Raw genomic sequence first — 23,423 nt, forward strand, 5'->3', positions numbered from 1 at the left:
TCCGCGCGGCTTCAGGCCCGGGCCGCGGCGCGCTCCTCGGCGATCGCCTGGAGCTGCCGAAGACGCTCGCGGGACTCCTCGTCCGAGGGCACGTACGTCACCAGGCGGGGGCCGGTCTCAGGGCCCAGCCACAGGTCGGTGTGGTCCACGGTGATCCGGCCGACGTGGACGTTTCGGAACTCCTTGCGCTTGGTGCGCGAGCCGACCACCTCGTGCCGGTCCCAGGCCGCGCAGAAGTCCGGGGACTCGGCCCGCAGCCGCTTGAGCAGCGTCTTCCAGGCCGGATCGGCGAGGTGCCCGGCCATCGCGGCGCGGAACCTGGCCGCCATCAGCCGGGTGGTCTCCTCCAGGTGCACGATCGACGAGCGCCACTGCGCGTGCGTGTAGGCGAGGACCATGCAGTTGAGGTCCTGCGACGGCACCGCGTCCAGGTCGCAGAGCAGCAGTCCGTACGTGCGGTTGTAGGCGAGGATGTCGTACCGGCTGTTCTGGACGCAGGCCGGGTAGGGCTCCAGTTGCTCCAGCAGGCCGCGCAGGGCGGGCGTGACCGACGGGCAGACCGCGGTGGGCGCCGGGTCGACGGCTCCGGCGAGCTGGAAGAGGTGGACGCGCTCGGTGGGGTCCAGCAGCAGGGCGCGGGCGAGCGCGTCGAGCACCTGCACGGAGACCTGGATGTCCCTGGCCTGTTCGAGCCACGTGTACCAGGTGACGCCGACGGCGGCGAGCTGCGCGACCTCCTCGCGGCGCAGACCTGGGGTGCGCCGGCGCGGACCGCGGGGCAGGCCCACCCGCTCGGGGGTGACGTGCTCGCGGCGGTGGCGCAGGAAGGCGGCCAGCTCGTGCCGCCGGATCTCCGCCGCGCGGCCGTGGTGGTGGCTCGCCGCTGCCGTCTGCTCCTGGGCCATGGTCGTCATGGTCCCAGCCTCGCGCACTCCCCACCCTGTTTCCAGGTACTTCTGCTACCAGGATGAGGAGACTCTGGTACCCGTCTCGGACCGGGACCAGGCTCGTGGACGTGACCGATACCGGAACTGTTCTCGACCGTGGTGCCGTCCGCTCCCCCGCCGCCCCGCCCGTACTCGGCGCGCTCGGGCTGTTCACCGTGCTGCTGGGCGCGGCGCTCCCCCTCATCGACTTCTTCATCGTCAATGTGGCCCTGCCGACGATCGGCCGGGACCTGGACGCGAGCGAGGCCGTCCTGGAGCTGGTGGTCGCCGGGTACGGGGTCTCGTACGCCGTGCTGCTGGTGCTCGGCGGGCGGCTCGGCGACCTGTTCGGGCGGCGCCGGCTCTTCCTCGGCGGCATGGCGGCGTTCGGCGTGACGTCGCTGGCCTGCGGGCTCGCGCCCTCCGCCTGGACGCTGGTGGCGGCGCGGGTCGCGCAGGGCGCCGCGTCGGCGGCGATGCTGCCGCAGGTGCTCGCCACCATCCAGTCGGCGACCGCGGGTCCCCGGCGCGCCAGGGCGATGGGCCTGTACGGCGCGACGGCCGGCCTGTCGATGGTGGCCGGGCAGATCCTCGGCGGCGTCCTGGTCGCGGCGGACATCGCGGGCACCGGGTGGCGCTCGGTGTTCCTGGTGAACGTGCCCGTGGTGATCGCGGGACTGGTGCTGGCCGCCCGTGCGGTCCCGGAGACCCGTTCGCAGCGCCCGGAGCCGGTGGACGGCCCGGGCACCGTGCTGCTGGCCGTCGCGATGCTCGCGCTGCTGCTGCCGCTGACGGAGGGCCGGGCGGCGGGCTGGCCGCTGTGGACCTGGCTGTCGCTGATCCTCTTCCCGTTCGCGGCGCTGGCCTTCTGCCTGGTGGAGCGCCGGGCGGACCGGCAGGGCCGTACCCCGCTCGTGCCGCCGGGGCTGCTGGCGCTGACCTCGCTGCGCCGCGGCCTGATCATGATCGTGCCGTTCTCGATCGGCTTCAGCGGCTTCATGTTCGTGATCGCGGTGGCCCTCCAGGAGGGCGCGGGTCGCGGACCGGTGGCCGCCGGGCTGGCGCTCGCGCCGATGGCGGTGGTGTTCTTCGCCGTCTCGCTGTGCGGGCCCCGGCTCGTCGCCCGGTACGGCACGCGGGTGGTGACCGCGGGCGGTCTGATCCAGGCGGTGGGGGTGGCGCTCATCGCCCTGGCGGCGTGGCGGTCGTGGCCCGACCTCGGCGTGCTGGAGTTGCTGCCGGGCGCGGCGGTGGCCGGCGCGGGGCAGGCGCTCCAGCTCCCCGTCCTGTTCCGGGTCGTCCTCTCCGAGGTCCCGGCCGTACGGGCGGGTGTCGGCGGCGGCGTCATGATCACGACCCAGCAGTCGGCGCTGGCCCTCGGCGTGGCGACCCTCGGTTCCCTGTTCCTCGCCCTGGTCCCGGGCCACGGCATGCGGGACGCCCTGGTGATCACGCTCCTCGTCCAGCTCGCCGGGGTGGTCCTGACGATGGCCCTGAGCCTGCGCCTGCCCCGCACGGTCGGCTAGCCCGCGTGCCGGTGTCCGACCCCGGCCCGGAAGTCTCGCGGCCCGCCCTCCGGGACGCCCGCCGCACACGCAGCGTCAACTTCGCCCGCCCGCCCGCGACTTAACGTGACGCCGCTCGATCCCGGGGTCGACTCGGCCCGTGGGACGCCCTGTTGATGTTGGTCTTGCTGCACACTCCTTGCTGCGCGCTCACAGCGGTCGACGTGGAGGTGTTCATGCTTCAGATCAACACGAGCAAGGTGAGCCGCTGGGACCAGCACGGGCGCGAGCACGTCGTCAGAGTCCAGCGCACGGGCGTCCAGCGCTCGATCAGATGCGACACGTGCGGTTGGCGCAAGGCGGCGCAGTTCCTGCCCTGGCTGAAGGCGGAGGAGCACCTCACCGAGGCGCACCAGGCGACGGTGGACCCCACGGCGTCGTAAGTCGTCAGAGGACGACCGTCCCGCCCGTCCCCGGGCGCGGACGGTCATTCCGTTCCGGGTACGCCCTCGCCGCGGCGTGCGCGCAGGGTCCGCACCTTGTGGCGGTTGCCGCAGCGCTCCATCGAGCACCAGCGGCGGCGGCCCGGCCGCGAGGTGTCGACGTACACCAGCTGGCAGTTGTCGGCGGCGCACATGCGGACGCGGTGCGACCAGGGCCCGGTGAGCAGGTCGACGGCGTCGCGGGCGACCGTGGAGAGCAGGCGGTGGCCGTCCGCCGGGCCGGCCCAGCGCCGGGCGCCGTCCGGACCGATGGCGGGGATCAGCGGAGGGCGCGCGGCGGCTTCGTTCAGGAGGGTCAGGTCGCCGGTGGCCGGGGGTTCGCCGCCCGTGTGGGCGAGGACCGTGCGCCACAGCGCGTCGCGCGTGCGGCGGACGTCGGCGAGTTCGTCCTCGGTGACCGACAGGGCGGGCGTCGGGGTCAGCCGCGACCGGCGGGTCCAGTCGGCCAGATCGGCGGGCGTGTGCAGCGTCTCGTACCGGGCGAAGGCGTCCGGTCCGCCGGTGACCAGCAGCTCCAGGCACAGCGCGCCGGGGTCGAACCGGAAGGTGGCGCCGCCGGGAGAACTGAGCACCAGGCCCGGGGTGTTGGACTCGACCGCCATGTAACCAATATAACTGGTTACATGACAGCACTGAACTGGAAGCTCGTCATCGACACACAGGACGCGCCCGCCCTCGCGGACTTCTGGGCGGCCGCGCTGGAGTACGAGATGGAGGACCCGGGCCCGCTCATCGAGCGCCTGCTGGCCGCAGGCCGACTCCCCGAGGAGGCGGTCACCGAGCACGGCGGCCGCCGCCTCTTCCGCGGCTTCGCGGGGATCCGGCATCCCGACGACCCGTACGACGAGGTCAGCGGGGTCGGACACGGACGCCGTCTGCTCTTCCAGGACGTCCCCGAGCCGAAGAGTGTCAAGAACCGCCTGCACATCGACATCCACAGCGGCCCCGGCGGTCTCGACGCGCTCGTGGCCCGCCTGGAGGGCCTCGGCGCGACGCGCGTACGCGAGGTGGACCAGGGGCCGGCGGGCCACTGGTGGGTGATGCGCGACCCGGAGGGCAACGAGTTCTGCGCGGCCTGACCAGGCCGGTCACGGAAGTCCGTCAGGCCCGCAGCCCGCGGGTCACGAGGTCCACCACCGCCGCGAACTCGGCCTCGATGCCCGGCAGTTGCCAGTCACGGGCGTAGTAGGGGTCGTGGTAGCGGCCGGTGGCGTCCAGGACCGCGCGGGCCGCGGACGGCGGGTCCACGGCGGTGAACGTGCCGAGGGCCACGCCGTCCCCGACGATGCGGGTGAGCTGGCCGACGAGCTTGGCGAGGTGGCGGTCGACGACCTCGCTGGTCTCGCCGATGAGGACCATGTACGTGGCGAACAGCTCGGGGTCGTCGCCCGCCTTGTGCCGCTTGGCGGTGAACAGGCCCGTCAGCCAGTCCCGCAGCCGCCGCTCCGGGTCCCGGTCCTGCTCGGCGATGTCCGCCAGCGCCCCGGAGGCCCGCTCCAGCCAGCGTTCGGTCACCGCCTCGCGCAGGGCCGCCTTGGTGCGGAAGTGGCGGTAGACGCTGCCGTGACTGACACCGAGCGCCCGCGCCACGTCCACCACGGTGGCCTTGGCCGGGCCGTGCCGGCGCAGCACGTCCTCGGTGGCCTCCAGGATGCGCTCGGCGGTCAGGGCCTCGGTGGTCGGTGACATGCCGAAACCGTACCGCCCGGTCAGCGCTCGCTGTCGAGGTGCGCCATCTGGGCCTCGGGGTAGCGGTCGCCCGCCGCGGCACCGGCCGGCACGGCCTCCTCGACCGCGGCGAGGTCGGCGGCGTCCAGCGTGACGTCCAGGGCGCCGAGCGCCTCGTGCAGCCGCTCGCGGGTGCGGGCGCCGACCAGCGGCACGATGTCCGCGCCGTGCCGCGGAGCCTGCGCGAGGACCCAGGCGATCGCGATCTGCGCGACGCTGACGTCCTTCTGCTCGGCGATCTTCCGCAGCGCCTCCACGAGGGACAGGTTGTGCCGCAGGTTGTCGCCCTGGAAGCGGGGGCTGAAGGCGCGGAAGTCGTTCGCCGCCAGCTGCCGGTCCGGGGTGAAGTGGCCGGAGATGAGCCCGCGCGAGAGCACGCCGTACGCGGTGACGCCGATGCCCAGTTCGCGCACCGCGGGCAGGATCTCGTCCTCGATGCCGCGGGAGATGAGCGAGTACTCGATCTGGAGGTCGGAGATCGGCGCCGTGGCGGCGGCCCGGCGGACCGTGTCGGCGCCCGCCTCGCTGAGCCCGATGTGCCGTACGTGCCCGGCCTCCACCAGCTCCTGGACGGCGCCGACCGTCTCCTCGATCGGCACGTCGGGGTCGACGCGGGCGATCCGGTAGACGTCGATGTGGTCGACGCCGAGCCTCTGGAGCGAGTACGCGGCGAAGTTCCTGACGGCGGCCGGACGCCCGTCGTAGCCGGACCAGCCGCCGTCCGGGTCGCGCAGGGCGCCGAACTTCACGCTGGTCAGCGCCTGTTCGCGGCGGGCCTGCGGGGCGGTGCGCAGCGCCTCGCCGATCAGCATCTCGTTGTGGCCCATGCCGTAGAAGTCGCCGGTGTCGAGCAGGGTGACGCCCGCTTCGAGGGCGGCGTGGATCGTCGCTACGGATTCGGCGCGGTCCGCGTCGCCGTACAGGGCGGACATCCCCATGCAGCCGAGGCCGAGGACGGAGACCCGGGGGCCGGTGGTGCCGAGCGGGCGCGTGTGCATGAGGACTCCTTCTGGTTCCCGGGCGGGGACCGGGCTCGTTCCCGGGCGGGACCCGGACGGTGGCGTACCCCCAGACTGGCATGACAGCTGACAGATTTCAATATCTGTCAGCTGTCATGTGTCACCGGGTCCCAGTGAGGTCCGTACGGGCCCGCCTTCGCACCCCGGTCCCGCCCGCTTCCCGGCCCGGCACCGGCGCGACCTGCGTCAGCGGGCCGTCAGCGCCAGCTTCGCGCCCAGGGCCAGGAAGGAGCCCGCGAAGCTGCGGCGCAGCCAGGCCATCACCCGGGGGCGGGAGGTGACCCGGTCGCGGAGGGAGGCCGCGAGGATGCCGTACGCGGCGAAGACGACGAACGTCGCCGCCATGAACACCCCGCCGAGCATCAGCATCCGTACCAGGGAGCCCGGTTCGGCGGTGCCGACGAACTGCGGCAGGAACGCGAAGAAGAAGATCGTCAGCTTCGGGTTGAGGAGGTTGACCAGCACGCCCGATACGACGACCCGGCCCGCCGGTCGGGGCGCCTCCCGCCGGTCCACGACGAGTGCCTCCTTGTCCCGCAGCGTGGCCCAGGCCATGTGCAGCAGGTAGGCGACCCCGGCATACTTGAGGATCTGGAAGGCGGTGTCGCTGGTCTGCATGAGGGCGGCGACGCCGGTGACCGTGGCCAGCAGGTGCGGCACGATCCCCAGCGTGCAGGCGAAGGCGGCGACGACGCCGGCGCGCCGGCCCCGGGAGAGACCGGCCGCCAGGGTGTAGACGACGCCGGTACCGGGAGTGGCGACCACGACGAGGGTGGTCAGCAGGAACGCGATGCTCATGCGGCCAGCCTGGCGGGCGCGGCACCCCGCCTCCAGGACCAATCGGCGACGCGGAAACAGGACCAATGCGCCGGCCGGGACCACTCCCCGGCCCCGAGGCGCCCGCTGACCGGCCCCCGGGCACGACGAAGCCCCCGGCTCCGCGAGGCGGAACCGGGGGCCTGGGCCGGGCGTGCGTCAGCAGCCGATGAGGCGAGCGGCCAGGTAGCCCTCGATCTGGTCGAGGGAGACCCGCTCCTGCTTCATCGAGTCGCGCTCGCGCACCGTGACGGCGTTGTCGTCGAGGGTGTCGAAGTCGACCGTCACGCAGAACGGCGTACCGATCTCGTCCTGGCGGCGGTAGCGGCGGCCGATGGCGCCCGCGTCGTCGAAGTCGATGTTCCAGTGCTGGCGCAGCGCGGAGGCGAGACCCTTGGCCTTCGGGGACAGCTCCGGGTTGCGGGACAGCGGCAGGACGGCGACCTTGACCGGCGACAGGCGCGGGTCGAGGCGCAGCACCGTGCGCTTCTCCATCTTGCCCTTGGCGTTGGGGGCCTCGTCCTCGACGTACGCGTCGAGCAGGAAGGCCAGCATCGCGCGGCCGACACCGGCGGCGGGCTCGATGACGTAGGGGGTCCAGCGCTCGCCGGCCTCCTGGTCGAAGTAGGAGAGGTCCTGGCCGGAGGCCTTGGAGTGCGCGGACAGGTCGTAGTCCGTGCGGTTGGCGACGCCCTCCAGCTCACCCCACTCGTTGCCACCGAACTGGAAGCGGTACTCGATGTCGGCGGTGCGCTTGGAGTAGTGCGAGAGCTTCTCCGCCGGGTGCTCGTACCAGCGCATGTTCTCCTCGCGCAGGCCGAGTCCGGTGTACCAGTTCCAGCGCTCCTGCATCCAGAACTCCTGCCACTTCTCGTCCTCGCCCGGCTTGACGAAGAACTCCATCTCCATCTGCTCGAACTCGCGGGTGCGGAAGATGAAGTTGCCGGGCGTGATCTCGTTGCGGAAGGACTTGCCCATCTGCGCGATGCCGAACGGCGGCTTGCGGCGCGAGGTCTGCTGGACCTGGGCGAAGTTGGTGAAGATGCCCTGCGCGGTCTCGGGACGCAGGTAGGCGACCGAGCCGCTGTCCTGGGTGGGGCCGAGGTGCGTGGAGAGCAGACCCGAGAACTGCTTGGGCTCGGTGAACTGGCCCTTGTTGCCGCAGTTGGGGCAGTTGATGTCCGCGAGGCCGTTCTCCGGGAGGCGGTTGTGCTTCGCCTCGTAGGCCTCCTCCAGGTGGTCGGCGCGGTAGCGCTTGTGACAGGAGGTGCACTCGGTGAGGGGGTCGCTGAACGTGGCGACATGGCCGGAGGCGACCCAGACCTCGGTGGCCAGGATCACCGACGAGTCGAGACCGACGACGTCCTCGCGGGAGGTGACCATGTAACGCCACCACTGGCGCTTGATGTTCTCCTTGAGCTCGACACCCAGCGGCCCGTAGTCCCAGGCGGCCTTCTGGCCGCCGTAGATCTCACTGCAGGGGAATACGAAGCCACGGCGCTTGCTCAGGCTGACGATGGAGTCGATCTTGTCGGCGGCCACGGTGCTCTCTTCATTACGACGACGGGCGACGAAGCGAGATGCTGCGGAGCATTGCTTCAGAGCGAATGCTTCAGGTTACCGGCGTGGCCTCCCCCACAATCAAATCGGTCCGCCAGAGGGCCGCCGAGAGAGCTTGTTGACAATCGTTTCCAGTTCAGTTGAAAATGACTGTCATGAACGTACGACGGCGTCACATATCCGGCATAGCCCTCGCGGCGGCCACCACGGTCGGTATCGGCACCCTCTCCGCCTGCTCCTCGGACAGCGCGGCCGCGGGCAACACGGACAAGTTCGACGTCGTCGCGTCGTTCTATCCGATGCAGTACCTCGCCGAGCGGATCGGCGGCGACCACGTGAATGTGACGACGCTCACCAAGCCCGGCCAGGAACCGCACGACCTGGAGATCAGCGCCAAGCAGACCGCGCAGCTCCAGGAGGCCGACGCGGTGCTCTACCTCAAGGGACTCCAGCCCGCCGTGGACGAGGCCGTCGCGCAGTCCGGCGTCGGGAACACGATCGACGCGGCGACGCTGACGAAGCTGGAGGACCACGGCGACGTCGAGCACGCCCACGAGGGCGAGGAGGCGTCCGCCGAGAAGGAGGAGCACGCCCGGGACCCGCACGTGTGGCTGGACCCGGTGAAGTACGCCGAGGTCGCCAAGGGCGTGGCGGCCGCCTTCGAGAAGGCCGACCCGGACCACGCGGCCGACTACGCGAAGAACGCCGAGGCGCTGACCGGCAAGCTCGACGCGCTCGACTCCCGCTTCGAGGACGGCCTGAAGAACACCGGCACCAAGGTCTTCTTCACCAACCACGCCGCCTTCGGCTACCTCGCCGAGCGCTACGGCCTGACCCAGGAGGCCATCACCGGCCTCGACCCGGAGAGCGAGCCGAGCCCCGCCCGGATCAGGGAACTCCACCAGGAGGCCAAGGCCGACGGCGTCACCACGGTCTTCTACGAGACACTGGTGTCCGACAAGACCGCCAGGACGCTCGCCCGGGACGCCGGCCTCAGGACGGCCGTCCTCGACCCGCTCGAGGGCATCACCGACAGGTCGGCGGGCGACGACTACCTGCAGGTCATGAACTCCAACCTCAAGGCCCTCGAAGCGGCCCTGGGCGCCAAATGAGAGGACCGGAGGACTTCATGGGTGAGCCCGTCATATCCCTGCGCGGCGTCCGCGCCGAGCTGGGCTCCCGCCCGGTCCTGCGCGGCATCGACCTCACCGTGGGCCGGGGCGAGGTCGTCGCGCTGCTCGGGGCCAACGGCTCCGGCAAGTCGACCGCCGTGCGCGCCGTCATCGGACAGGTGCCCGTCACCGCGGGCGAGATCGAGCTGTTCGGCACCCCCCGGAGCGCGTTCCGCGACTGGCGGCGCGTGGGCTACGTACCGCAGCGCACGACGGCCGCCGGAGGCGTCCCGGCGACGGTGACCGAGGTCGTCTCCTCCGGGCGGCTCTCCCGCGCCCGCTTCGGCGTGCTGCGCCGGGCCGACCGCGAGGCCGTCCGCCGGGCCCTGGAGCAGGTCGGCATGAGCGACCGCGCGAAGGACTCCGTCGACGCCCTCTCCGGCGGCCAGCACCAGCGGGTGCTGATCGCCCGCGCGCTCGCCGCCGAACCGGAGCTGCTGATCATGGACGAGCCGATGGCGGGGGTCGACCTGGCCAGCCAGGAGGTGCTCGCCCGGACACTGCGCGAGCAGGTCGACCAGGGCGCCACCGTCCTGCTCGTCCTGCACGAGCTGGGCCCCCTGGAGCCGCTCATCGACCGGGCGGTCGTCCTGCGCGAGGGCTGCGTGACCCACGACGGACCGCCCCCGCGGGCACTCGGCCAGCACGCGCTGCCCGGCCACGACCACGTACACCCGCACGCACCGGCGGGCGCCGGACCGATTCGCACGGGACTGCTGAGCTGATGGAGATCCTGAACTACGCCTTCATGCAGCGGGCCCTGATCGCCGCCGTCCTGGTCGGCGTCACCGCCCCCGCCGTCGGCATCTACCTCGTCCAGCGCCGCCAGGCCCTGATGGGCGACGGCATCGGCCACGTGGCGATGACCGGTGTCGGCCTCGGCTTCCTGCTGTCCTGGTCCCCGGTGTGGATGGCGACGCTCGTCTCCGTCCTCGGTGCCGTCCTCATGGAGCTGATCCGCTGGTACGGCAAGACCCGCGGCGACATCGCCCTCGCCATGCTCTTCTACGGCGGCATGGCGGGCGGCGTGATGCTCATCAACTTCGCGCCGGGCGGTTCGAACGCCAACCTCGTCTCGTACCTCTTCGGCTCCCTGTCGACGGTGTCGGAGTCCGACGTGACCGCCATCTGCCTGCTGGCCGGGTTCGTGGTGCTCGTCACCGTGGGCCTGCGCCGCCAGCTCTTCGCGGTCAGCCAGGACGAGGAGTTCGCGCGGGTCACCGGGCTGCCGGTGCGCGCCCTGAACCTGCTGGTCGCGGTCACCGCGGCGGTCACGGTGACGGTCGCGATGCGGGTCGTCGGGCTGCTGCTGGTGTCGGCGCTGATGGTGGTCCCCGTGGCGGCGGCCCAGCAGCTGAGCCGCAGTTTCGCGGCCACCTTCGCGATCGCCGTCGCCATCGGCGTGACCGTCATGGTCGGCGGCACCACCACGTCGTACTACCAGGACGTGCCGCCCGGTGCGACGATCGTACTGATGGCCATCGGCGCCTTCTTCGCGCTCACGCTGCTGGCCGCACCACTGGCCCGGCGCCGCGCGCGGGCACTGGCCGCCGCGCAGCCCGCCGGGGATCCCGCGGAGTGCGTGATTCCGGCCAGCCGGGGATCCGACGGCAAGGTCGGCGTCTGACCACGGACAGGCCGGACTGGCACAATGGCCCGGCAAGTGCAGACGTGAGGAGGCAACCGGTGACGACCGCTGGACCGTCCGTGAAGGGCCGCTCCACCCGGCAGCGTGCCGCCGTGGCGGCGGCGCTCGACGAGGTGGACGAGTTCCGCAGTGCGCAGGATCTGCACGACATGCTCAAGCACAAGGGCGACTCGGTCGGCCTGACGACCGTCTACCGCACGCTCCAGTCGCTCGCCGACGCCGGCGAGGTGGACGTCCTGCGCACGTCCGACGGCGAGTCCGTGTACCGCCGCTGCTCCAGCGGCGAGCACCACCACCACCTCGTCTGCCGGGTCTGCGGCAAGGCGGTGGAGGTCGAGGGACCGGCCGTGGAGAAGTGGGCGGAGGCGATCGCCGCCGAGCACGGCTACGTGAACGTGGCCCACACGGTCGAGATCTTCGGCACCTGCGCGGAGTGCGCGCAGTGCCCGGCCACCGAGGGATAGCACGAAGATCCGGGCCCGTCGGCGGCCCGGACGAGAACGACGAAGGCGGGGCCGTGGACCACGGCCCCGCCTTCGTGTGCACCGGTCTGTGCCGGTCTGTGCCGGTCTGTGCCGGTCTATTCGGGGTTGCCCCGCATGGCCGCCTCCATCGCGAGCAGGTCCTCGTTCGGGACGGCCCCGCCGAAGCGGCGGTCCCGGGAGGCGTACTCGACGCAGGCGCGCCACAGGTCACGGCGGTCGAAGTCGGGCCACAGGACGTCCTGGAACACCATCTCCGCGTAACTCGACTGCCAGATCAGGTAGTTGGAGATGCGCTGCTCGCCGCTGGGCCGCAGGAAGAGGTCGACGTCCGGCATGTCCGGGTAGTACAGGTACTTCTGGATCGTCTTCTCGGTGACCTTGTCGGGGTCGAGCCGGCCCGCGGCGACGTCGGCGGCCAGCGCCTTCGCGGCGTCCGCGAGCTCGGCCCGCCCGCCGTAGTTGACGCAGAAGTACAGCGTCATCGCGTCGTTCTTCTCCGTCTGCTCCTGGGCGACCTGGAGCTCCTGGACGACCGACTTCCACAGCTTGGGCATCCGGCCGACCCAGCGGATGCGGATGCCCAGCTCGTCCATCTCGTCCCGGCGGCGGCGGATGACGTCCTTGTTGAAGTTCATCAGGAAGCGGACCTCGTCGGGCGAGCGCTTCCAGTTCTCCGTCGAGAAGGCGTACAGGGACAGGTTCTTCACGCCCAGTTCCAGGCAGCCCTTGAGGACGTCCATGACGACACCCTCGCCGACCCGGTGCCCCTCGGTGCGCGGCAGCCCGCGCTCCTTGGCCCACCGGCCGTTCCCGTCCATGACGACCGCCACATGGTTCGGGATCAGCTCGCCGGGCAGCTTGGGCGCCGTGGCACCGGACGGGTGCGGCTCCGGCGTCCTGTACTCGCGGCGCTGGCGTCCCAGGATCCCGCGTACGACCATGTGTTTCTCGTCTCCTTGATTCCGTGCGCCTATTTCTCTACGTACCGCAGGGAGCGCAGGCCGCGCTCCAGGTGCCAGTGCAGGTACGCCGACACCAGCCCGCTGCCCTCCCGGACGTACCGGGCCTCGCAGGCGTCCGCGGTGGCCCAGTCTCCCGTGAGCAGCGCGCCGAGCAGTTCCAGGGCCTGCGCCGAGGGTACGACGCTGCCGGGCACCCGGCAGTCGACGCAGACGGAGCCGCCCGCGGCCACCGAGAAGAAGCGGTTCGGTCCGGGCATCCCGCACTTCGCGCAGTCGGTGAAGCTCGGCGCGTAGCCGTTCACGGCCAGGGAACGCAGCAGGAAGGCGTCGAGGACGAGATGCGGCTCGTGCTCGCCGCGGGCGAGGGTGCGCAGCCCGCCGACCAGCAGCAGGTACTGCTGGACCGCCGGTTCGCCCTCGTGGTCGGTGAACCGCTCGGCGGTCTCCAGCATGGCCGTGCCCGCGGTGTAGCGCGCGTAGTCGGTGACAATCCCGCCGCCGTAGGGGGCGATCGTCTCGCTCTGCGTGCACAGCGGCAGCCCGCGCCCGACCAGCTCGCTGCCCCGCGCGAAGAACTGCACGTCCACGTGCGAGAACGGTTCGAGCCGCGCCCCGAACTTCGACTTGGTGCGCCGCACCCCCCGCGCCACGGCCCGCACGCGCCCGTGGCCGCGGGTCAGCAGCGTGATGATCCGGTCCGCCTCGCCGAGCTTCTGGGTCCGCAGGACGACGCCGTCGTCGCGGAAGAGGCTCATCGCCCGCTCCCGGGCCGGCCCGGTCGGCGCGCGGCGGGGCGCCGGGCCGGCCGCGGCACGGTCCGGCCCGCCTCACCGGACTTCCGGGGGCGCGGCGCGGTGCCGTCGACGCGGAACAGACTCATGCCCCCATTCTCACCTACGGCGCCCGTGCTCCGGGCCGGGGCGGCTCCTTTCGGTGCCGGCCCCCGTCGGCCCCGCCGGCCGCTCCGCTTCAAGGCACCTCGCCGCGGCTGCGCGCGTTGGCGTAGGCGGTGGCCGCGCTGAGCCGCTCGGCGACGGTGGCCCCGCGCAGGGCGTCGGGCTCGCAGTCCCACTCCCGGCCGCCGCCGTAGGGCCTCAGCTGGACGTACGGACCCTCGTGCCCCATGACGATGCCCACCCTCCCGGTGCGGAGGTCGACGACGTACGCACCGATCGGCGGCTTCATCGGCGGCTCCGGAGCGCCGGCGAGGTGTTCCCGGTGTTTGCTGTTGCTGCCCGCAATTCCTTCACTGCTTCCTCCGCCTCGCCGACGCCGGGCGTCGAGAATCGCCCCCGGTGGTACGTGCACTGCCTCCCCCCTGCTCCCCGGTGGCTGCGAGTTTCACTCTTCGCACGCCGGGTGTGACGCGGGGCACCTACACTCGGCCGGAGTCCGTGCTTCACAAGTGCGCAGTGCGGGACGCGGGTCCGGGCCCGTCCCCGCCTTGGAAGCGGTGCACGTACCGCCGCTGCCAGGGCGTCTCCACCGCGTGCCGGTCGTAGTGGGAGCGGACGTAGGCGACCGCCTCGCGGGGCGGTACGCCGTCGAGGACCGCCAGGCAGGCCAGCGCGGTCCCGGTGCGCCCGCGACCGCCGCCGCAGGCGACCTCCACGCGTTCCCCGGCGGCCCGCCGCCAGGCGTCGGTGAGCACCTCGCGGGCCTCCGCGTGGTCGGCGGGCAGGCGGAAGTCCGGCCAGCGCAGCCAGTGGGACTCCCACGGCACCTCGGGCGGCCGGCGGCCGAGGAGGTACACGGCGTACGAGGGGGCGGGGGTGCCGGGCGGCAGGGGACGGCGCAGGGCGCGGCCGCGGACCAGCCGGCCGGAGGGCAGACGCAGCACCCCGGCGCCGGCGGGGTCCCAGGTGTCGGTCACCGACTCAGCGTAGATCGCGCCCGGGACGGGGTCATCCGACTCCGTGCGACTCCTGGGCCGCGCGGGACTCGATGCCCCGGAAGTGGTCCGCCATCGCGCGCTGGGCGGCCTCGACGTCGCGGGCGCGCAGGGCGGTGACGATGTCGCGGTGGCGGCGCACGGTCAGTCCGGGCGCGGGGTCGTCGGTCCAGCCGCGGGCGCCCGCGACGCGCCGGAAGACGGTCCAGAAGGCGCCGAGGAGCTGCGGGACGAGGGCGTTGCCGAGCGAGGCGTACAGCAACTCGTGGAACTCGCGGTCGAGTTCGGGGAAGGGCAGGCCGTCGCGGCCCGCCTCCTCCATCCGGGACACCACGGATTCGAGGCGGTCGAGCTCGGCCTCGGAGAGCGTGGCGGCGACCCGCCGGATCAGGCCCTCCTCCAAGACCTCGCGGACCTGGAGGATCTCGGCGAGCGCGCTGGTGTCGTCGTCCTGCTGGGCCAGAGTGCGGAAGGTGAGGCCGTCGACGAGGGGGGTCAGCGAGGCCTGTCCGACATAGGTGCCGTAGCCGTGCCTGATCTCCACTATGTCCAGGGCCTGGAGCGCCTTGAGGGCCTCGCGGACGGAGTTGCGGCTCACGCCGAGGTCCTCCATCAGCTCGGTCTCGGTGGGCAGCGAGGCGCCCGCCTGGAGCCTGCGGTCGAGGATCAGCTGCATGACCTCGCGCTGGATCTGGCTGCTCACGCGCCGTTCACGGGGGATGCGCGTCCCGGCGGTGGGCCTGGGCCGGTTCCCGGTCTCCTCAACCATGCGCCGCATCGTACGCGCGCCGACATCGGACGTCCCATCTCGCGGCGGACCAAACCCCAACGCCCGTGATTCCGCGGCTTCATTGGTCGCACCTGTGGCATACGCGCCATTCGTGCGCGGACCCTTGACCGCCCCCACGGCCCCTCCTATGGTCACGCTGCCGCCCATGACGTAGGACGTCGTATCTCTCCTCGTTCCCCTCGTTCGAGCCGCTCCCACTCCCGCTGGAGGAACCGTGCGCGACGTGACCCGCTCTCCGGCGCCGCACCGCCGGTCGTTCCTGAAGTACGGCGGTGCGCTCGGCGCGGCCGCCGCCATCTCCTCGTCGCTGTCCGCCTGTTCGTCCGGGCCGGAGTCGACGAACGACACCGGGGGCGGGAAGGGGGGCGAGGGCGGCACGCTGACCGCCGTCATCGGTTACGGCAACGACGGCAGCTGGGACCCCACGCAGACCGCCTCCGCGTTCTCCATGGCCGCCAACAACCACATCTACGAGGGCCTGCTCGACACCGACCCGATCTCCCGCGAGCCGTACGCGGCGCTCGCCACCGAGGTTCCCGCCGATCTGACGGGCATCTCCTGGAAGTTCGAGTTACGCGCGGGCGCCCGGTTCCACGACGGCCGGCCCGTCACGGCGGACGACGTCGTCTTCGTCTTCGACCGGATCCTCGACCCGGACACGCAGACCCTCGCCAAGGGCTTCTTCGCGCCCTGGCTGCGGACGGTCCGGAAGATCGACGCGCGGAACGTAGAGCTGATCCTCAAGTTCCCCTTCCCGGAGGGGATCTCGCGGCTCACGCTGGCGAAGATCATGCCGAAGCACGTCTTCTCCAAGGCGGGCGCCTGGGACGAGGCGATCAAGGGCAAGGCGGTGGGATCGGGCCCGTACCGGCAGACCGCCCACCACCCGAAGTCCAACACCACCTTCGAGGCCTTCGACGACTACAACGGCCCGCGCGAGGCCGCGTTCCGCAGGATGAACTGGCTGACCATCGTGGACGCCGCGCCGCGCGTCGCGAAGATCTCCGGGGCGAGCGCGGGGGCCCAGCTCGCCGACAACATCCCGTACGCCAACATCGGGCAGCTGAAGAGGAGCGGCCTGACCGTGCAGGGCGGCGCGGGCATGAACAACCTCTTCCTCATGTTCAACACCCGGCACAAGCCCTTCGACGACGTACGGGTCCGCCAGGCGCTGCACTACGCCATCGACACCGACAAGATGGTCGAGGTCGCGCTCAAGGGCCACGGCAGGGCGTCGACTTCGTTCCTCAACGAGGCCAACCCCGCCTACCGGCCCGCGAAGACGGTCTACTCCTACGACCCGGACAAGGCGCGGAAGCTCCTGAAGGAGGCCGGCGTCGAGGGGCTCAGGATCGACGTCCTCGCGGTCAACGTCAGCTGGATCGTCGACTGCCTGCCCACCATCAAGGCGTCCTGGGACGCGATCGGCGTGAAGACCACCCTCTCGCCGCAGGAGACCACGGCCGTCTTCACGAAGATGGACCAGAAGCGGGACTACCAGGTGGTGGCCGCCGCCTCGAACCCGAACCAGTTCGGCCTCGACGCCGACCTGATCATGCACTACAACTACGGCCCCCGGAACCTGTGGATGGGCTACGCGCGCTGGGCCGGTGACCCGGTCGCCAGGAAGCTGTTCCGGGACATGGACCAGGCGACGCGGGAGCCGGACCCCGACCGCAAGAGGACGATGATCCAGGACTACATCGACGTCGTCGCGGAGCAGGCCGTCCTCTACCCGGTGGTGCACAACGAGCTGATGACGGCCTGGGACCCGAAGCGGCTCACGGGCGTGCGCGCCCAGCCCTACCCGGGCGTCAACCTCCTCCAGGCCAAGTGGGCCTAGTCGGCGGGAGAGTGGTCGCGCGTGGTCACCGTCGTCCGGATCCTGGTCCGCCGTATCGCCCTGCTGGTGCCGCTGATGCTGGGCATCGTGCTCTTCGTGTTCCTGCTGATGCGGTTCTCCGACGTCGATCCGGCGTCCGCGTTCTTCCAGGGCGCCAACCCTACCGAGGAGCAACTGCACGACTTCCGGGAGGAGAACGGCCTGCTCGACCCCTTCCCGGTGCGCTACGTCCACTTCGTCGGCGACCTGCTGCACGGCTACCTCGGCACCAGCGCGCTGACCCGCGCCCCCGTCGTCGACCAGGTGACCACCGCGCTGCCGCTCACCCTCCAGCTGACCTTCCTCGGGCTCGGCATCGCGGTGGTCCTCGCGCTGCTCGGCGGGGTCACCGCCGCCATCCACCGGGACCGGCTGCCCGACCAGGTCATCCGGCTCGTCTCGCTCACCGGCGTCGCGGCCCCCGGCTTCTGGCTGGCGCTGCTGATGATCCAGTACCTCGCGGTCGAGCGGGGCTGGTTCCCGACCGGCGGCTACGTCAACCCCGGTGACTCGGTGGGCGGCTGGCTGGAGACCATGACCCTGCCGGCCTTCGCGCTGTCGCTGCCGGTCGCCGCCCAGCTCACCCGGATCGTGCGCACCGCCGTGGTCGAGGAGCTCGACAAGGACTACGTGCGCACGGCCGTCGGGAGCGGGCTGCCGCCGGTCGTGGTCGTCGGCCGGAACGTCCTGCGCAACGCCCTGATCAACCCACTGACCGTACTGGGCCTGCGGGTCGGGTACCTGCTCGGCGGGGCGGTCGTCATCGAGACGATCTTCTCCCTGCCCGGGATGGGGAAACTGATGATCGACGCGGTGAAGAACGGCGATCCGGCGGTCGTCCAGGGGGTCGTCCTGACGACGGCCACCGGCTTCGTCGTCGTGAACCTCGCCATCGACATCCTCTACCTGCTGGTCAACCCGCGTCTGCGGGACGCGGCCCGGTGACGCCCGCGGCTCCCGGCGCGGCGGCCGGGGAGGCGGTCCGGTGACCACGCGCGCGCGTCTGACCGAGGCGCTCTCCCGTCCCGGCGTCCGGCTGCGCGGCCCGCGCCGGCTGCCGCCGCTGTCGAAGGCCGCGGTGGGCTTCCTGTCCGTGGTCGTGCTGGTCGCGGTCCTCGCCCCGCTGCTCGCCCCAGACGACCCGCTCGACCAGCAGACCCCGGTGGACGGCACCGGCCACCCGTCCGGCGCGCACTGGATGGGCCAGGACAGCCTCGGCCGCGACATCCTCAGCCGCCTGATGTACGGAGCCCGTTGGTCCCTCGCCATCGGGCTCGGCGCCACCGTGCTGGCCCTGGTCGCGGGGGCGCTCCTCGGCGCGGTCGCGGCGACCTCCCGCAAGGCGGTGGACGAGACGCTGATGCGCTGTCTGGACGTGGTGATGGCCTTCCCCGGCATCGCGCTCGCCGCGGTCCTGGTCGCCGTGTTCGGCGGCGGCATCACCGTGCTGATCTGTGCGATCGCCTTCCTGTTCACCCCGCCGGTGGCCCGCGTGGTCCGGGCGAACGTCCTCGACCAGTACGGCGAGGACTACGTCACCGCGGAACGGGTCATCGGCGCCCGCACCCCGCACATCGTGCTCCGGCACGTGGCCGTCAACTGCGCCGCTCCCGTGCTGGTGTTCTGCACCGTGCAGGTCGCCGAGGCGGTCGTCTTCGAGGCGTCGCTGTCGTTCATCGGCGCGGGCGTACGGCCGCCGGACCCGTCCTGGGGCAGCGTCATCGCGGACGGCAAGAACATGGTGCTGACCGGCGGCTGGTGGGCGACCGTCTTCCCCGGGCTGCTGATGCTGCTCACCGTGCTGTCGCTGAACATCCTGTCCGAGGGTGTCTCCGACGCCTGGGCCGCGCCGGCCGCCCGCGAGGCGGCGGCGCGCGCGGACGCGGACCCCCTCCAGGCCCCGCGGCCGGGCAGCGGCGAGGTCGTCGCGCTGCCGGGGCTCAGCGAGGCCGCACGGCGCCTGCGCTCCCGGGCCCGCCCGCTGCCCGCCGGCCGGCCCGTCCTGTCCGTGGAGGACCTCGCCGTCGGCTTCGACGGCCGGCACGGCGGGGTGGACATCGTCGACGGCGTCAGCTTCGACGTCCGTCCCGGGGAGGTGCTGGGCCTGGTCGGCGAGTCGGGCTGCGGCAAGTCGCTGACATCGCTCGCGGTGATGGGCCTGGAACCGAAGGGCGCGCGCGTCCGCGGCCGGGTGCGCTTCGACGGGCGGCAGCTCGTCGGCGAACCGATGCGCGTACGGCGCCGGCTGCTCGGCCACGAGATGGCGATGGTCTACCAGGACGCGCTGTCCTCGCTGAACCCGGCGATGACGATCCGCGCCCAGCTCCGGCAGGTCGTCCGCAGGGGCGGCGACCGGTCCCCCGCCGAACTGCTGGCGCTGGTCGGCCTCGATCCCGGCCGCACGCTGCGCAGTTACCCGCACGAGCTGTCGGGAGGCCAGCGGCAGCGCGTGCTGATCGCCATGGCCCTCTCGCGCGGCCCCCGGCTGATCGTCGCCGACGAGCCGACCACCGCGCTGGACGTGACGGTCCAGGCGCAGATCATCGAACTGCTGCTGCGCCTGCGCGCGGAGCTCGGCTTCGCCCTGCTCCTCGTCTCGCACGACCTCGCGCTCGTCGCGGACGTCACCGACCGGGTGGTGGTGATGTACGGCGGCCGGATCGTGGAGACGGGGGTGACCGCGGACCTGGTGGAGGCGCCCGCCCACCACTACACGCGGGGCCTGCTGGGCAGCGTGCTGTCGCTGGAGTCGGCGGCGGTGCGGATGACGCAGATCAAGGGGGTGGTCCCCTCCCCGGCCGACTTCCCGGCGGGCTGCCGGTTCGCTGACCGCTGCCCAGTGGCGACCGGCGTCTGCCGGACCACGACGCCGGTGCTGCGGGGCGGGCCCGCCCACACGGCGGCCTGCCACCACCCCGCGGTCGAGCTGGCCCCGGGAACCGCGGCCGCCACGGGGAGCGAGGCCGTCACATGAACGCCCCGACCGGGAACGGCGGTACCGCCGCCGGACACGAGGACACCCGCGGAAGCGAGGCCGGCCCATGACGATCCCCGCCCCCACGACCGCGGACACGCCCCCGCTCGTCACCCTCTCCGGCGCCCACGTCGTCCACCGGGCGCGCAGCGGCGGCCTGTTCACCCGCGACCGGGTGTACGCGCTGACCGGCGCCGACCTCGTCGTCGCCCCCGGCGAGACGGTCGGCGTGGTCGGCGAGTCCGGCTGCGGCAAGTCGACGCTCGCCAAGGTGCTGGTGGGGGTGGAGCGGCCGACCGCGGGCACGGTGTCCTTCCGGGACCGCGACCTGTGGTCGATGAGACCGGCCGAACGGCGCCTGGCCGTCGGCAGCACGACCGGAATGATCTTCCAGGACCCGTCGACCGCCCTGAACCGCAGGCTGACCGTCCGGCGGATCCTGCGCGACCCGCTCGACGTGCACCGGCGCGGCACACCGGCCCAACGGGAGGAACGCGTACGGGAGTTGATGTCACTGGTCGGTCTGCCGGACGCCCTGGCCGACGGTCTGCCGGGGCAGCTGTCCGGCGGCCAGCGCCAGCGCGTGGCGATCGCGCGGGCCCTGGCGCTCGACCCCGAGCTGGTGGTCGCCGACGAGCCGACCAGCGCGCTGGACGTCTCCGTACGCGCCCAGATCCTCAACCTCCTGCTGGACCTGAAGGAACGGCTCGGTCTGGCGCTGGTCTTCGTCTCGCACGACATCCAGACGGTACGCAGGATGAGCGACCGGGTCGTCACCATGTACCTGGGCCGAATCGTCGAGGAGTCCCCGGCCGGTGAGGTCACCGAGGGCGCCCGGCACCCGTACACCCGCGCCCTCTTCTCCGCCACACCCGGCCTGCTGGACCCCATCGACCCGATTCCGCTGGCCGGGCCGGTCCCCTCGGCGACCCGGCCGCCCAGCGGCTGCCCGTTCCGCACCCGCTGCTGGAAGGCCGACGACGTCTGCGCCGCGCTGATGCCCGACTTCGCGGACGCGTCCTCGCCCCGGCACCGCTTCCGCTGCCACCATCCTGTGGAGGAGAGCCAGACGACGCGGGACCTGGTGGCGCAGGCCGCGGCGGCCTCGGCGACCGCCCCGGCCGGTGTCGTCCCGGCCCAGCACCAGCCCTAGGGAGCACCGATGTCGATCCCCGCCCCGCTGACCGGTGTCGTACCGCCCGTCTGCACCCCCCTGACACCGGACGGCGAGGTGGACGTCCCCTCGCTCGTCGCGCTGGTGGACCATCTGGTGACGGCGGGGGTGCACGCGCTGTTCGTCCTCGGCTCCACCTCGGAGGCGGCGTACCTGACGGACGCCCGGCGCAGGCTGGTGGTGGAGACCGTGGCCGGGCACGTCGCGGGACAGCTCCCGGTCCTCGCGGGGGCGATCGACATGACGACCCCGCGCGTCCTGGACCACGTCGCCGCCGTCACCGCCGCCGGCGCGGACGCGGTCGTCACCACCGCGCCCTACTACGCCCGCACCCACCCCGCCGAGATCGCCCGCCACTACCGGCTCCTCGCGGCGCGCTCACCGGTCCCCGTCCTCGCCTACGACCTGCCGGTCGGCGTCCACAGCAAGCTGTCCGCCGAGCTGGTCCTCGAACTCGCCGCGGACGGGACGCTGTCCGGGCTGAAGGACTCCAGCGGCGACCTCGGCGCCTTCCGCTCCGTCGTCCTGGGGGCCCGCGCCCGCCCCGACCTCGCCGGCTTCAGCGTCCTGACCGGTTCCGAGCTGATCGCCGACTCCGCGCTGGCGATGGGGGCCGACGGGGTGGTGCCCGGGCTCGGGAACGTGGACCCGGCCGGTTACGTGCGGCTGGACCGGCTCTGCCGGGAGGGGGACTGGGCGGGCGCCCGGGCCGAACAGGAGCGGTTGTGCGCGCTGTTCGGGATGGTGGGCGTGGGCGACCCCGCGCGGATGGGGGCCGGCTCGTCCGCGCTCGGCGCCTTCAAGGCCGCGCTGCACCTCCGGGGCGTCATCGCGTGCCCGCTCACGGCGGAGCCCCAGGTGCCGCTCTCGGAGGACGAGGTGGAACGGGTGGGCAAGTACCTGGCGGCGGCGGGGCTGTTGTAGGGGCCCACGAGGGCTGCGGTGGCTGCCGTGGCTGCGGGCAGGGTTCCCGACGGTCGCGCGCGGTCGTCGCCCCGCCCGTCGCCGTCACCGTCACCGGACCCAGCCTGCCGGGCGAGGTGGCATCGGCCCTCTGCCGTCCCACCCCGCCCCGCGCCCCGGAGGGCTAACCGCCCAGTTCCGCCAGCCGTACCCTGCGGAACTCGATCGTCTCGTACGGTCCCGCCGTCCCGGTCTCGTACAGGACGCCGATCCTCTCGGCGCCGAGCTGCACGAGGTCGGAGTACGCGGCCCGGCGCTGCGAGAGCGTCGCCGCCCGGACGAAGGTGGCCCCGGCGTCGGTGCTGCGCCAGAGGGCCATCGCCTGGCGGGCGTTCGGGACGGAGGGACCGGAGAAGAGGAGCGGTGCCCGTGTCCCGCGCGGCTGGAGAACGCTGCCCTGCACGACCGGCACGTCGTCCAGGGTTTGCTGCACGGCGTACGGCCGCTCCAGGGTCCGGGCGCCGTCGCCGGAGTAGGTGTCCAGCCGGTTGCCCGCGCTCGCGCCGTTCTGGTCCCGGGCGCTGAAGTAGAGCCGCCCGTCGTCCAGTTCGGCGGCGCTGCTCTCGTTGGCGTTGTCCTGCCCGTCGTAGGAGTCGTCGACGAAACCGAGCCGCCAGCTGAGGCCGCCGTCGTCGCTGTAGATCGCGTGGGCCCCGTAGTACCTGGGCTCCTGGCCGGTGTCGCCGGAGCCCTCGGGCGGCGCGGCGGAGTGGTTGGAGGCGACCACCAGGCGTCCCGCGTGCGGCCCGCGGGTCAGGGCCACGGCGTGCCCCGGCCCCGTCGCGTACCACCGCCAGTCCGGCCGTTTCACCTGCGCCGTGATGTCCCGCGGGGCCGTGAAGTGCCGCCCGTCGTCGCGGCTGGTCTGCACGAAGACGCGGCGGCCGTCCTCGGGCGCCACCTCGCCGCGCATGATCTGCGCCTCGGTCACCCTGCCGCCGTTGTACGAGGTGACGAGCACGGTCCGGCCCGTCCGCGGGTCGGTCACCGGCGCCGGGTTGCCCCGGGTGTCGCCGTCACCGGCCGCGACGACCCGCAGCGGCCCCCACGTGCAGCCGCCGTCGAAGGAGCGCCTGAGGACGACGTCGATGCTGCCGGTGTCGTCGGCGCCGTCGCGTCTGCCCTCGGCGAAGGCCAGCACCGTGCCCGCCGGGGTCCTGAGGGCGGCCGGGATGCGGTAGGTGTCGTAGCCGTCCCGGCCCGCGGTGTACGGCACGGACGAGACGCAGCCCCGGTGTGCCGCCGGGGCGGCGGACGCGGCCTGGGTGCCCACGCAGGTGACCGCGAGGGCGGTGAGGAGCCCGGCGGCCGCGGCCGGGACGGTCGTACGGCTCGTGCGGCTCATGACGCTCCCGGGGCTGCGGCGGAGGTGGGACGTGGGATGTCCGGACCCGGGCGAAACTACTGCGCCGCGGGGGGTGCGGC

Annotated in this window: 24 protein-coding genes; 12 read left to right on the plus strand and 12 right to left on the minus strand. The window is 72.6% G+C overall.

Features of this window, described 5'->3' with window-relative positions; all coding sequences use genetic code 11:
- Positions 1-11 precede the first annotated feature (11 nt).
- Positions 12-914, minus strand: coding sequence for a helix-turn-helix transcriptional regulator (locus ACFYQQ_RS06220; RefSeq protein ID WP_355779803.1), 903 nt, complete (start codon positions 912-914; stop codon positions 12-14).
- 101 nt (positions 915-1,015) lie between these two features.
- On the opposite strand from ACFYQQ_RS06220, the gene ACFYQQ_RS06225 reads away from it, so the two are divergent.
- Both ACFYQQ_RS06225 and ACFYQQ_RS06230 read left to right on the plus strand, forming a co-directional pair.
- The gene (locus ACFYQQ_RS06225) at positions 1,016-2,452 is read left to right on the plus strand and encodes an MFS transporter (protein WP_388903701.1); all 1,437 of its coding nucleotides are present in this window, start codon (positions 1,016-1,018) and stop codon (positions 2,450-2,452) included.
- Between the two features lie 215 nt (positions 2,453-2,667).
- Positions 2,668-2,874, plus strand: coding sequence for a hypothetical protein (locus ACFYQQ_RS06230; RefSeq protein WP_355779796.1), 207 nt, complete (start codon positions 2,668-2,670; stop codon positions 2,872-2,874).
- Positions 2,875-2,918: 44 nt separating this feature from the next.
- Here ACFYQQ_RS06230 and ACFYQQ_RS06235 read toward each other — a convergent pair whose 3' ends face one another.
- On the minus strand, positions 2,919-3,536 hold the full coding sequence (locus ACFYQQ_RS06235; RefSeq protein WP_355779793.1) for a CGNR zinc finger domain-containing protein: 618 nt from the start codon (positions 3,534-3,536) through the stop codon (positions 2,919-2,921).
- Between the two features lie 21 nt (positions 3,537-3,557).
- Here ACFYQQ_RS06235 and ACFYQQ_RS06240 point away from each other — a divergent pair, with 21 nt between their 5' ends.
- Positions 3,558-4,013 (plus strand): VOC family protein, encoded by a 456-nt coding sequence (locus tag ACFYQQ_RS06240; RefSeq protein ID WP_355779790.1) that lies wholly within the window; start codon positions 3,558-3,560, stop codon positions 4,011-4,013.
- Positions 4,014-4,035: 22 nt separating this feature from the next.
- Here ACFYQQ_RS06240 and ACFYQQ_RS06245 read toward each other — a convergent pair whose 3' ends face one another.
- The 4 genes from ACFYQQ_RS06245 to ACFYQQ_RS06260 form a co-directional block, all read right to left on the minus strand.
- Positions 4,036-4,623: a TetR family transcriptional regulator gene (locus ACFYQQ_RS06245; protein WP_355779788.1), complete on the minus strand. Its 588-nt coding sequence runs from the start codon at positions 4,621-4,623 to the stop codon at positions 4,036-4,038.
- Between the two features lie 20 nt (positions 4,624-4,643).
- Complete coding sequence (locus ACFYQQ_RS06250) at positions 4,644-5,660, minus strand: aldo/keto reductase (protein WP_355779785.1); 1,017 nt, start codon at positions 5,658-5,660, stop codon at positions 4,644-4,646.
- 207 nt (positions 5,661-5,867) lie between these two features.
- Positions 5,868-6,479 carry a LysE family translocator gene (locus ACFYQQ_RS06255; RefSeq protein WP_355779782.1) on the minus strand — a complete coding sequence of 204 codons (612 nt, stop codon included), beginning with the start codon at positions 6,477-6,479 and terminating at the stop codon, positions 5,868-5,870.
- Positions 6,480-6,656: 177 nt separating this feature from the next.
- Positions 6,657-8,039 (minus strand): glycine--tRNA ligase, encoded by a 1,383-nt coding sequence (locus ACFYQQ_RS06260; protein WP_355779780.1) that lies wholly within the window; start codon positions 8,037-8,039, stop codon positions 6,657-6,659.
- Between the two features lie 173 nt (positions 8,040-8,212).
- On the opposite strand from ACFYQQ_RS06260, the gene ACFYQQ_RS06265 reads away from it, so the two are divergent.
- From ACFYQQ_RS06265 to ACFYQQ_RS06280, 4 genes are read left to right on the plus strand one after another with little or no spacing between them, the layout of a single operon-like run.
- Complete coding sequence (locus ACFYQQ_RS06265; RefSeq protein WP_355779777.1) at positions 8,213-9,169, plus strand: zinc ABC transporter substrate-binding protein; 957 nt, start codon at positions 8,213-8,215, stop codon at positions 9,167-9,169.
- Between the two features lie 17 nt (positions 9,170-9,186).
- Positions 9,187-9,954 carry a metal ABC transporter ATP-binding protein gene (locus tag ACFYQQ_RS06270; RefSeq protein WP_356168718.1) on the plus strand — a complete coding sequence of 256 codons (768 nt, stop codon included), beginning with the start codon at positions 9,187-9,189 and terminating at the stop codon, positions 9,952-9,954.
- Positions 9,954-10,856: a metal ABC transporter permease gene (locus ACFYQQ_RS06275; protein WP_355792653.1), complete on the plus strand. Its 903-nt coding sequence runs from the start codon at positions 9,954-9,956 to the stop codon at positions 10,854-10,856. The genes ACFYQQ_RS06270 and ACFYQQ_RS06275 overlap by 1 nt, the downstream gene beginning before the upstream one ends.
- Positions 10,857-10,915: 59 nt before the next feature.
- Positions 10,916-11,341, plus strand: a complete 426-nt coding sequence (locus ACFYQQ_RS06280; protein WP_355792656.1) for a transcriptional repressor — start codon at positions 10,916-10,918, stop codon at positions 11,339-11,341.
- 116 nt (positions 11,342-11,457) lie between these two features.
- On the opposite strand, the gene ACFYQQ_RS06285 is transcribed toward ACFYQQ_RS06280, so the two are convergent.
- The 5 genes from ACFYQQ_RS06285 to ACFYQQ_RS06305 all read right to left on the minus strand — a co-directional run bounded on the left by ACFYQQ_RS06285 (position 11,458) and on the right by ACFYQQ_RS06305 (position 14,993).
- Positions 11,458-12,303, minus strand: a complete 846-nt coding sequence (locus ACFYQQ_RS06285; RefSeq protein ID WP_355792659.1) for an isoprenyl transferase — start codon at positions 12,301-12,303, stop codon at positions 11,458-11,460.
- Between the two features lie 29 nt (positions 12,304-12,332).
- Positions 12,333-13,079 carry a DNA repair protein RecO gene (gene recO, locus ACFYQQ_RS06290; protein ID WP_356168721.1) on the minus strand — a complete coding sequence of 249 codons (747 nt, stop codon included), beginning with the start codon at positions 13,077-13,079 and terminating at the stop codon, positions 12,333-12,335.
- A gap of 214 nt (positions 13,080-13,293) precedes the next feature.
- On the minus strand, positions 13,294-13,509 hold the full coding sequence (locus ACFYQQ_RS06295) for a hypothetical protein (protein ID WP_388903708.1): 216 nt from the start codon (positions 13,507-13,509) through the stop codon (positions 13,294-13,296).
- 214 nt (positions 13,510-13,723) lie between these two features.
- Positions 13,724-14,197: a protein-tyrosine phosphatase family protein gene (locus tag ACFYQQ_RS06300; RefSeq protein ID WP_388903710.1), complete on the minus strand. Its 474-nt coding sequence runs from the start codon at positions 14,195-14,197 to the stop codon at positions 13,724-13,726.
- A gap of 31 nt (positions 14,198-14,228) precedes the next feature.
- On the minus strand, positions 14,229-14,993 hold the full coding sequence (locus ACFYQQ_RS06305; RefSeq protein ID WP_388903712.1) for a FadR/GntR family transcriptional regulator: 765 nt from the start codon (positions 14,991-14,993) through the stop codon (positions 14,229-14,231).
- 226 nt (positions 14,994-15,219) lie between these two features.
- Between ACFYQQ_RS06305 and ACFYQQ_RS06310 the strand changes: the two genes are divergently transcribed.
- The 5 genes from ACFYQQ_RS06310 (at position 15,220) to ACFYQQ_RS06330 (ending at position 21,959) form a co-directional block, all read left to right on the plus strand.
- On the plus strand, positions 15,220-16,848 hold the full coding sequence (locus ACFYQQ_RS06310) for an ABC transporter substrate-binding protein (protein ID WP_355784047.1): 1,629 nt from the start codon (positions 15,220-15,222) through the stop codon (positions 16,846-16,848).
- Between the two features lie 21 nt (positions 16,849-16,869).
- Positions 16,870-17,832, plus strand: coding sequence for an ABC transporter permease (locus ACFYQQ_RS06315; protein WP_355784050.1), 963 nt, complete (start codon positions 16,870-16,872; stop codon positions 17,830-17,832).
- 40 nt (positions 17,833-17,872) lie between these two features.
- Entirely contained in the window at positions 17,873-19,861 is a 1,989-nt protein-coding gene (locus ACFYQQ_RS06320) for a dipeptide/oligopeptide/nickel ABC transporter permease/ATP-binding protein (protein ID WP_388903715.1), read from the plus strand.
- A gap of 67 nt (positions 19,862-19,928) precedes the next feature.
- Positions 19,929-21,014 carry an oligopeptide/dipeptide ABC transporter ATP-binding protein gene (locus tag ACFYQQ_RS06325; RefSeq protein ID WP_388903717.1) on the plus strand — a complete coding sequence of 362 codons (1,086 nt, stop codon included), beginning with the start codon at positions 19,929-19,931 and terminating at the stop codon, positions 21,012-21,014.
- A gap of 9 nt (positions 21,015-21,023) precedes the next feature.
- Positions 21,024-21,959 (plus strand): dihydrodipicolinate synthase family protein, encoded by a 936-nt coding sequence (locus ACFYQQ_RS06330; RefSeq protein WP_355790449.1) that lies wholly within the window; start codon positions 21,024-21,026, stop codon positions 21,957-21,959.
- A 163-nt stretch (positions 21,960-22,122) separates the two neighbouring features.
- On the opposite strand, the gene ACFYQQ_RS06335 is transcribed toward ACFYQQ_RS06330, so the two are convergent.
- Entirely contained in the window at positions 22,123-23,343 is a 1,221-nt protein-coding gene (locus tag ACFYQQ_RS06335; protein WP_355790452.1) for a sialidase family protein, read from the minus strand.
- Between the last annotated feature and the right edge of the window lie 80 nt (positions 23,344-23,423).

The organism is Streptomyces sp. NPDC005496, from assembly GCF_042872045.1.
Classification (GTDB): domain Bacteria; phylum Actinomycetota; class Actinomycetes; order Streptomycetales; family Streptomycetaceae; genus Streptomyces.

Bases quoted from the DNA above. Each gene is read 5' to 3' on its own strand.
- recO (WP_356168721.1), bottom strand. From the start codon at position 13,079: ATGAGCCTCTTCCGCGACGACGGCGTCGTCCTGCGGACCCAGAAGCTC.
- ACFYQQ_RS06255 (WP_355779782.1), bottom strand. From the start codon at position 6,479: ATGAGCATCGCGTTCCTGCTGACCACCCTCGTCGTGGTCGCCACTCCC.
- ACFYQQ_RS06250 (WP_355779785.1), bottom strand. From the start codon at position 5,660: ATGCACACGCGCCCGCTCGGCACCACCGGCCCCCGGGTCTCCGTCCTC.
- ACFYQQ_RS06230 (WP_355779796.1), top strand. From the start codon at position 2,668: ATGCTTCAGATCAACACGAGCAAGGTGAGCCGCTGGGACCAGCACGGG.
- ACFYQQ_RS06235 (WP_355779793.1), bottom strand. From the start codon at position 3,536: ATGGCGGTCGAGTCCAACACCCCGGGCCTGGTGCTCAGTTCTCCCGGC.
- ACFYQQ_RS06305 (WP_388903712.1), bottom strand. From the start codon at position 14,993: ATGCGGCGCATGGTTGAGGAGACCGGGAACCGGCCCAGGCCCACCGCC.
- ACFYQQ_RS06335 (WP_355790452.1), bottom strand. From the start codon at position 23,343: ATGAGCCGCACGAGCCGTACGACCGTCCCGGCCGCGGCCGCCGGGCTC.
- ACFYQQ_RS06285 (WP_355792659.1), bottom strand. From the start codon at position 12,303: ATGGTCGTACGCGGGATCCTGGGACGCCAGCGCCGCGAGTACAGGACG.
- ACFYQQ_RS06270 (WP_356168718.1), top strand. From the start codon at position 9,187: ATGGGTGAGCCCGTCATATCCCTGCGCGGCGTCCGCGCCGAGCTGGGC.
- ACFYQQ_RS06295 (WP_388903708.1), bottom strand. From the start codon at position 13,509: ATGAAGCCGCCGATCGGTGCGTACGTCGTCGACCTCCGCACCGGGAGG.
- ACFYQQ_RS06220 (WP_355779803.1), bottom strand. From the start codon at position 914: ATGACGACCATGGCCCAGGAGCAGACGGCAGCGGCGAGCCACCACCAC.
- ACFYQQ_RS06275 (WP_355792653.1), top strand. From the start codon at position 9,954: ATGGAGATCCTGAACTACGCCTTCATGCAGCGGGCCCTGATCGCCGCC.
- ACFYQQ_RS06325 (WP_388903717.1), top strand. From the start codon at position 19,929: ATGACGATCCCCGCCCCCACGACCGCGGACACGCCCCCGCTCGTCACC.
- ACFYQQ_RS06265 (WP_355779777.1), top strand. From the start codon at position 8,213: ATGAACGTACGACGGCGTCACATATCCGGCATAGCCCTCGCGGCGGCC.
- ACFYQQ_RS06245 (WP_355779788.1), bottom strand. From the start codon at position 4,623: ATGTCACCGACCACCGAGGCCCTGACCGCCGAGCGCATCCTGGAGGCC.
- ACFYQQ_RS06240 (WP_355779790.1), top strand. From the start codon at position 3,558: ATGACAGCACTGAACTGGAAGCTCGTCATCGACACACAGGACGCGCCC.
- ACFYQQ_RS06330 (WP_355790449.1), top strand. From the start codon at position 21,024: ATGTCGATCCCCGCCCCGCTGACCGGTGTCGTACCGCCCGTCTGCACC.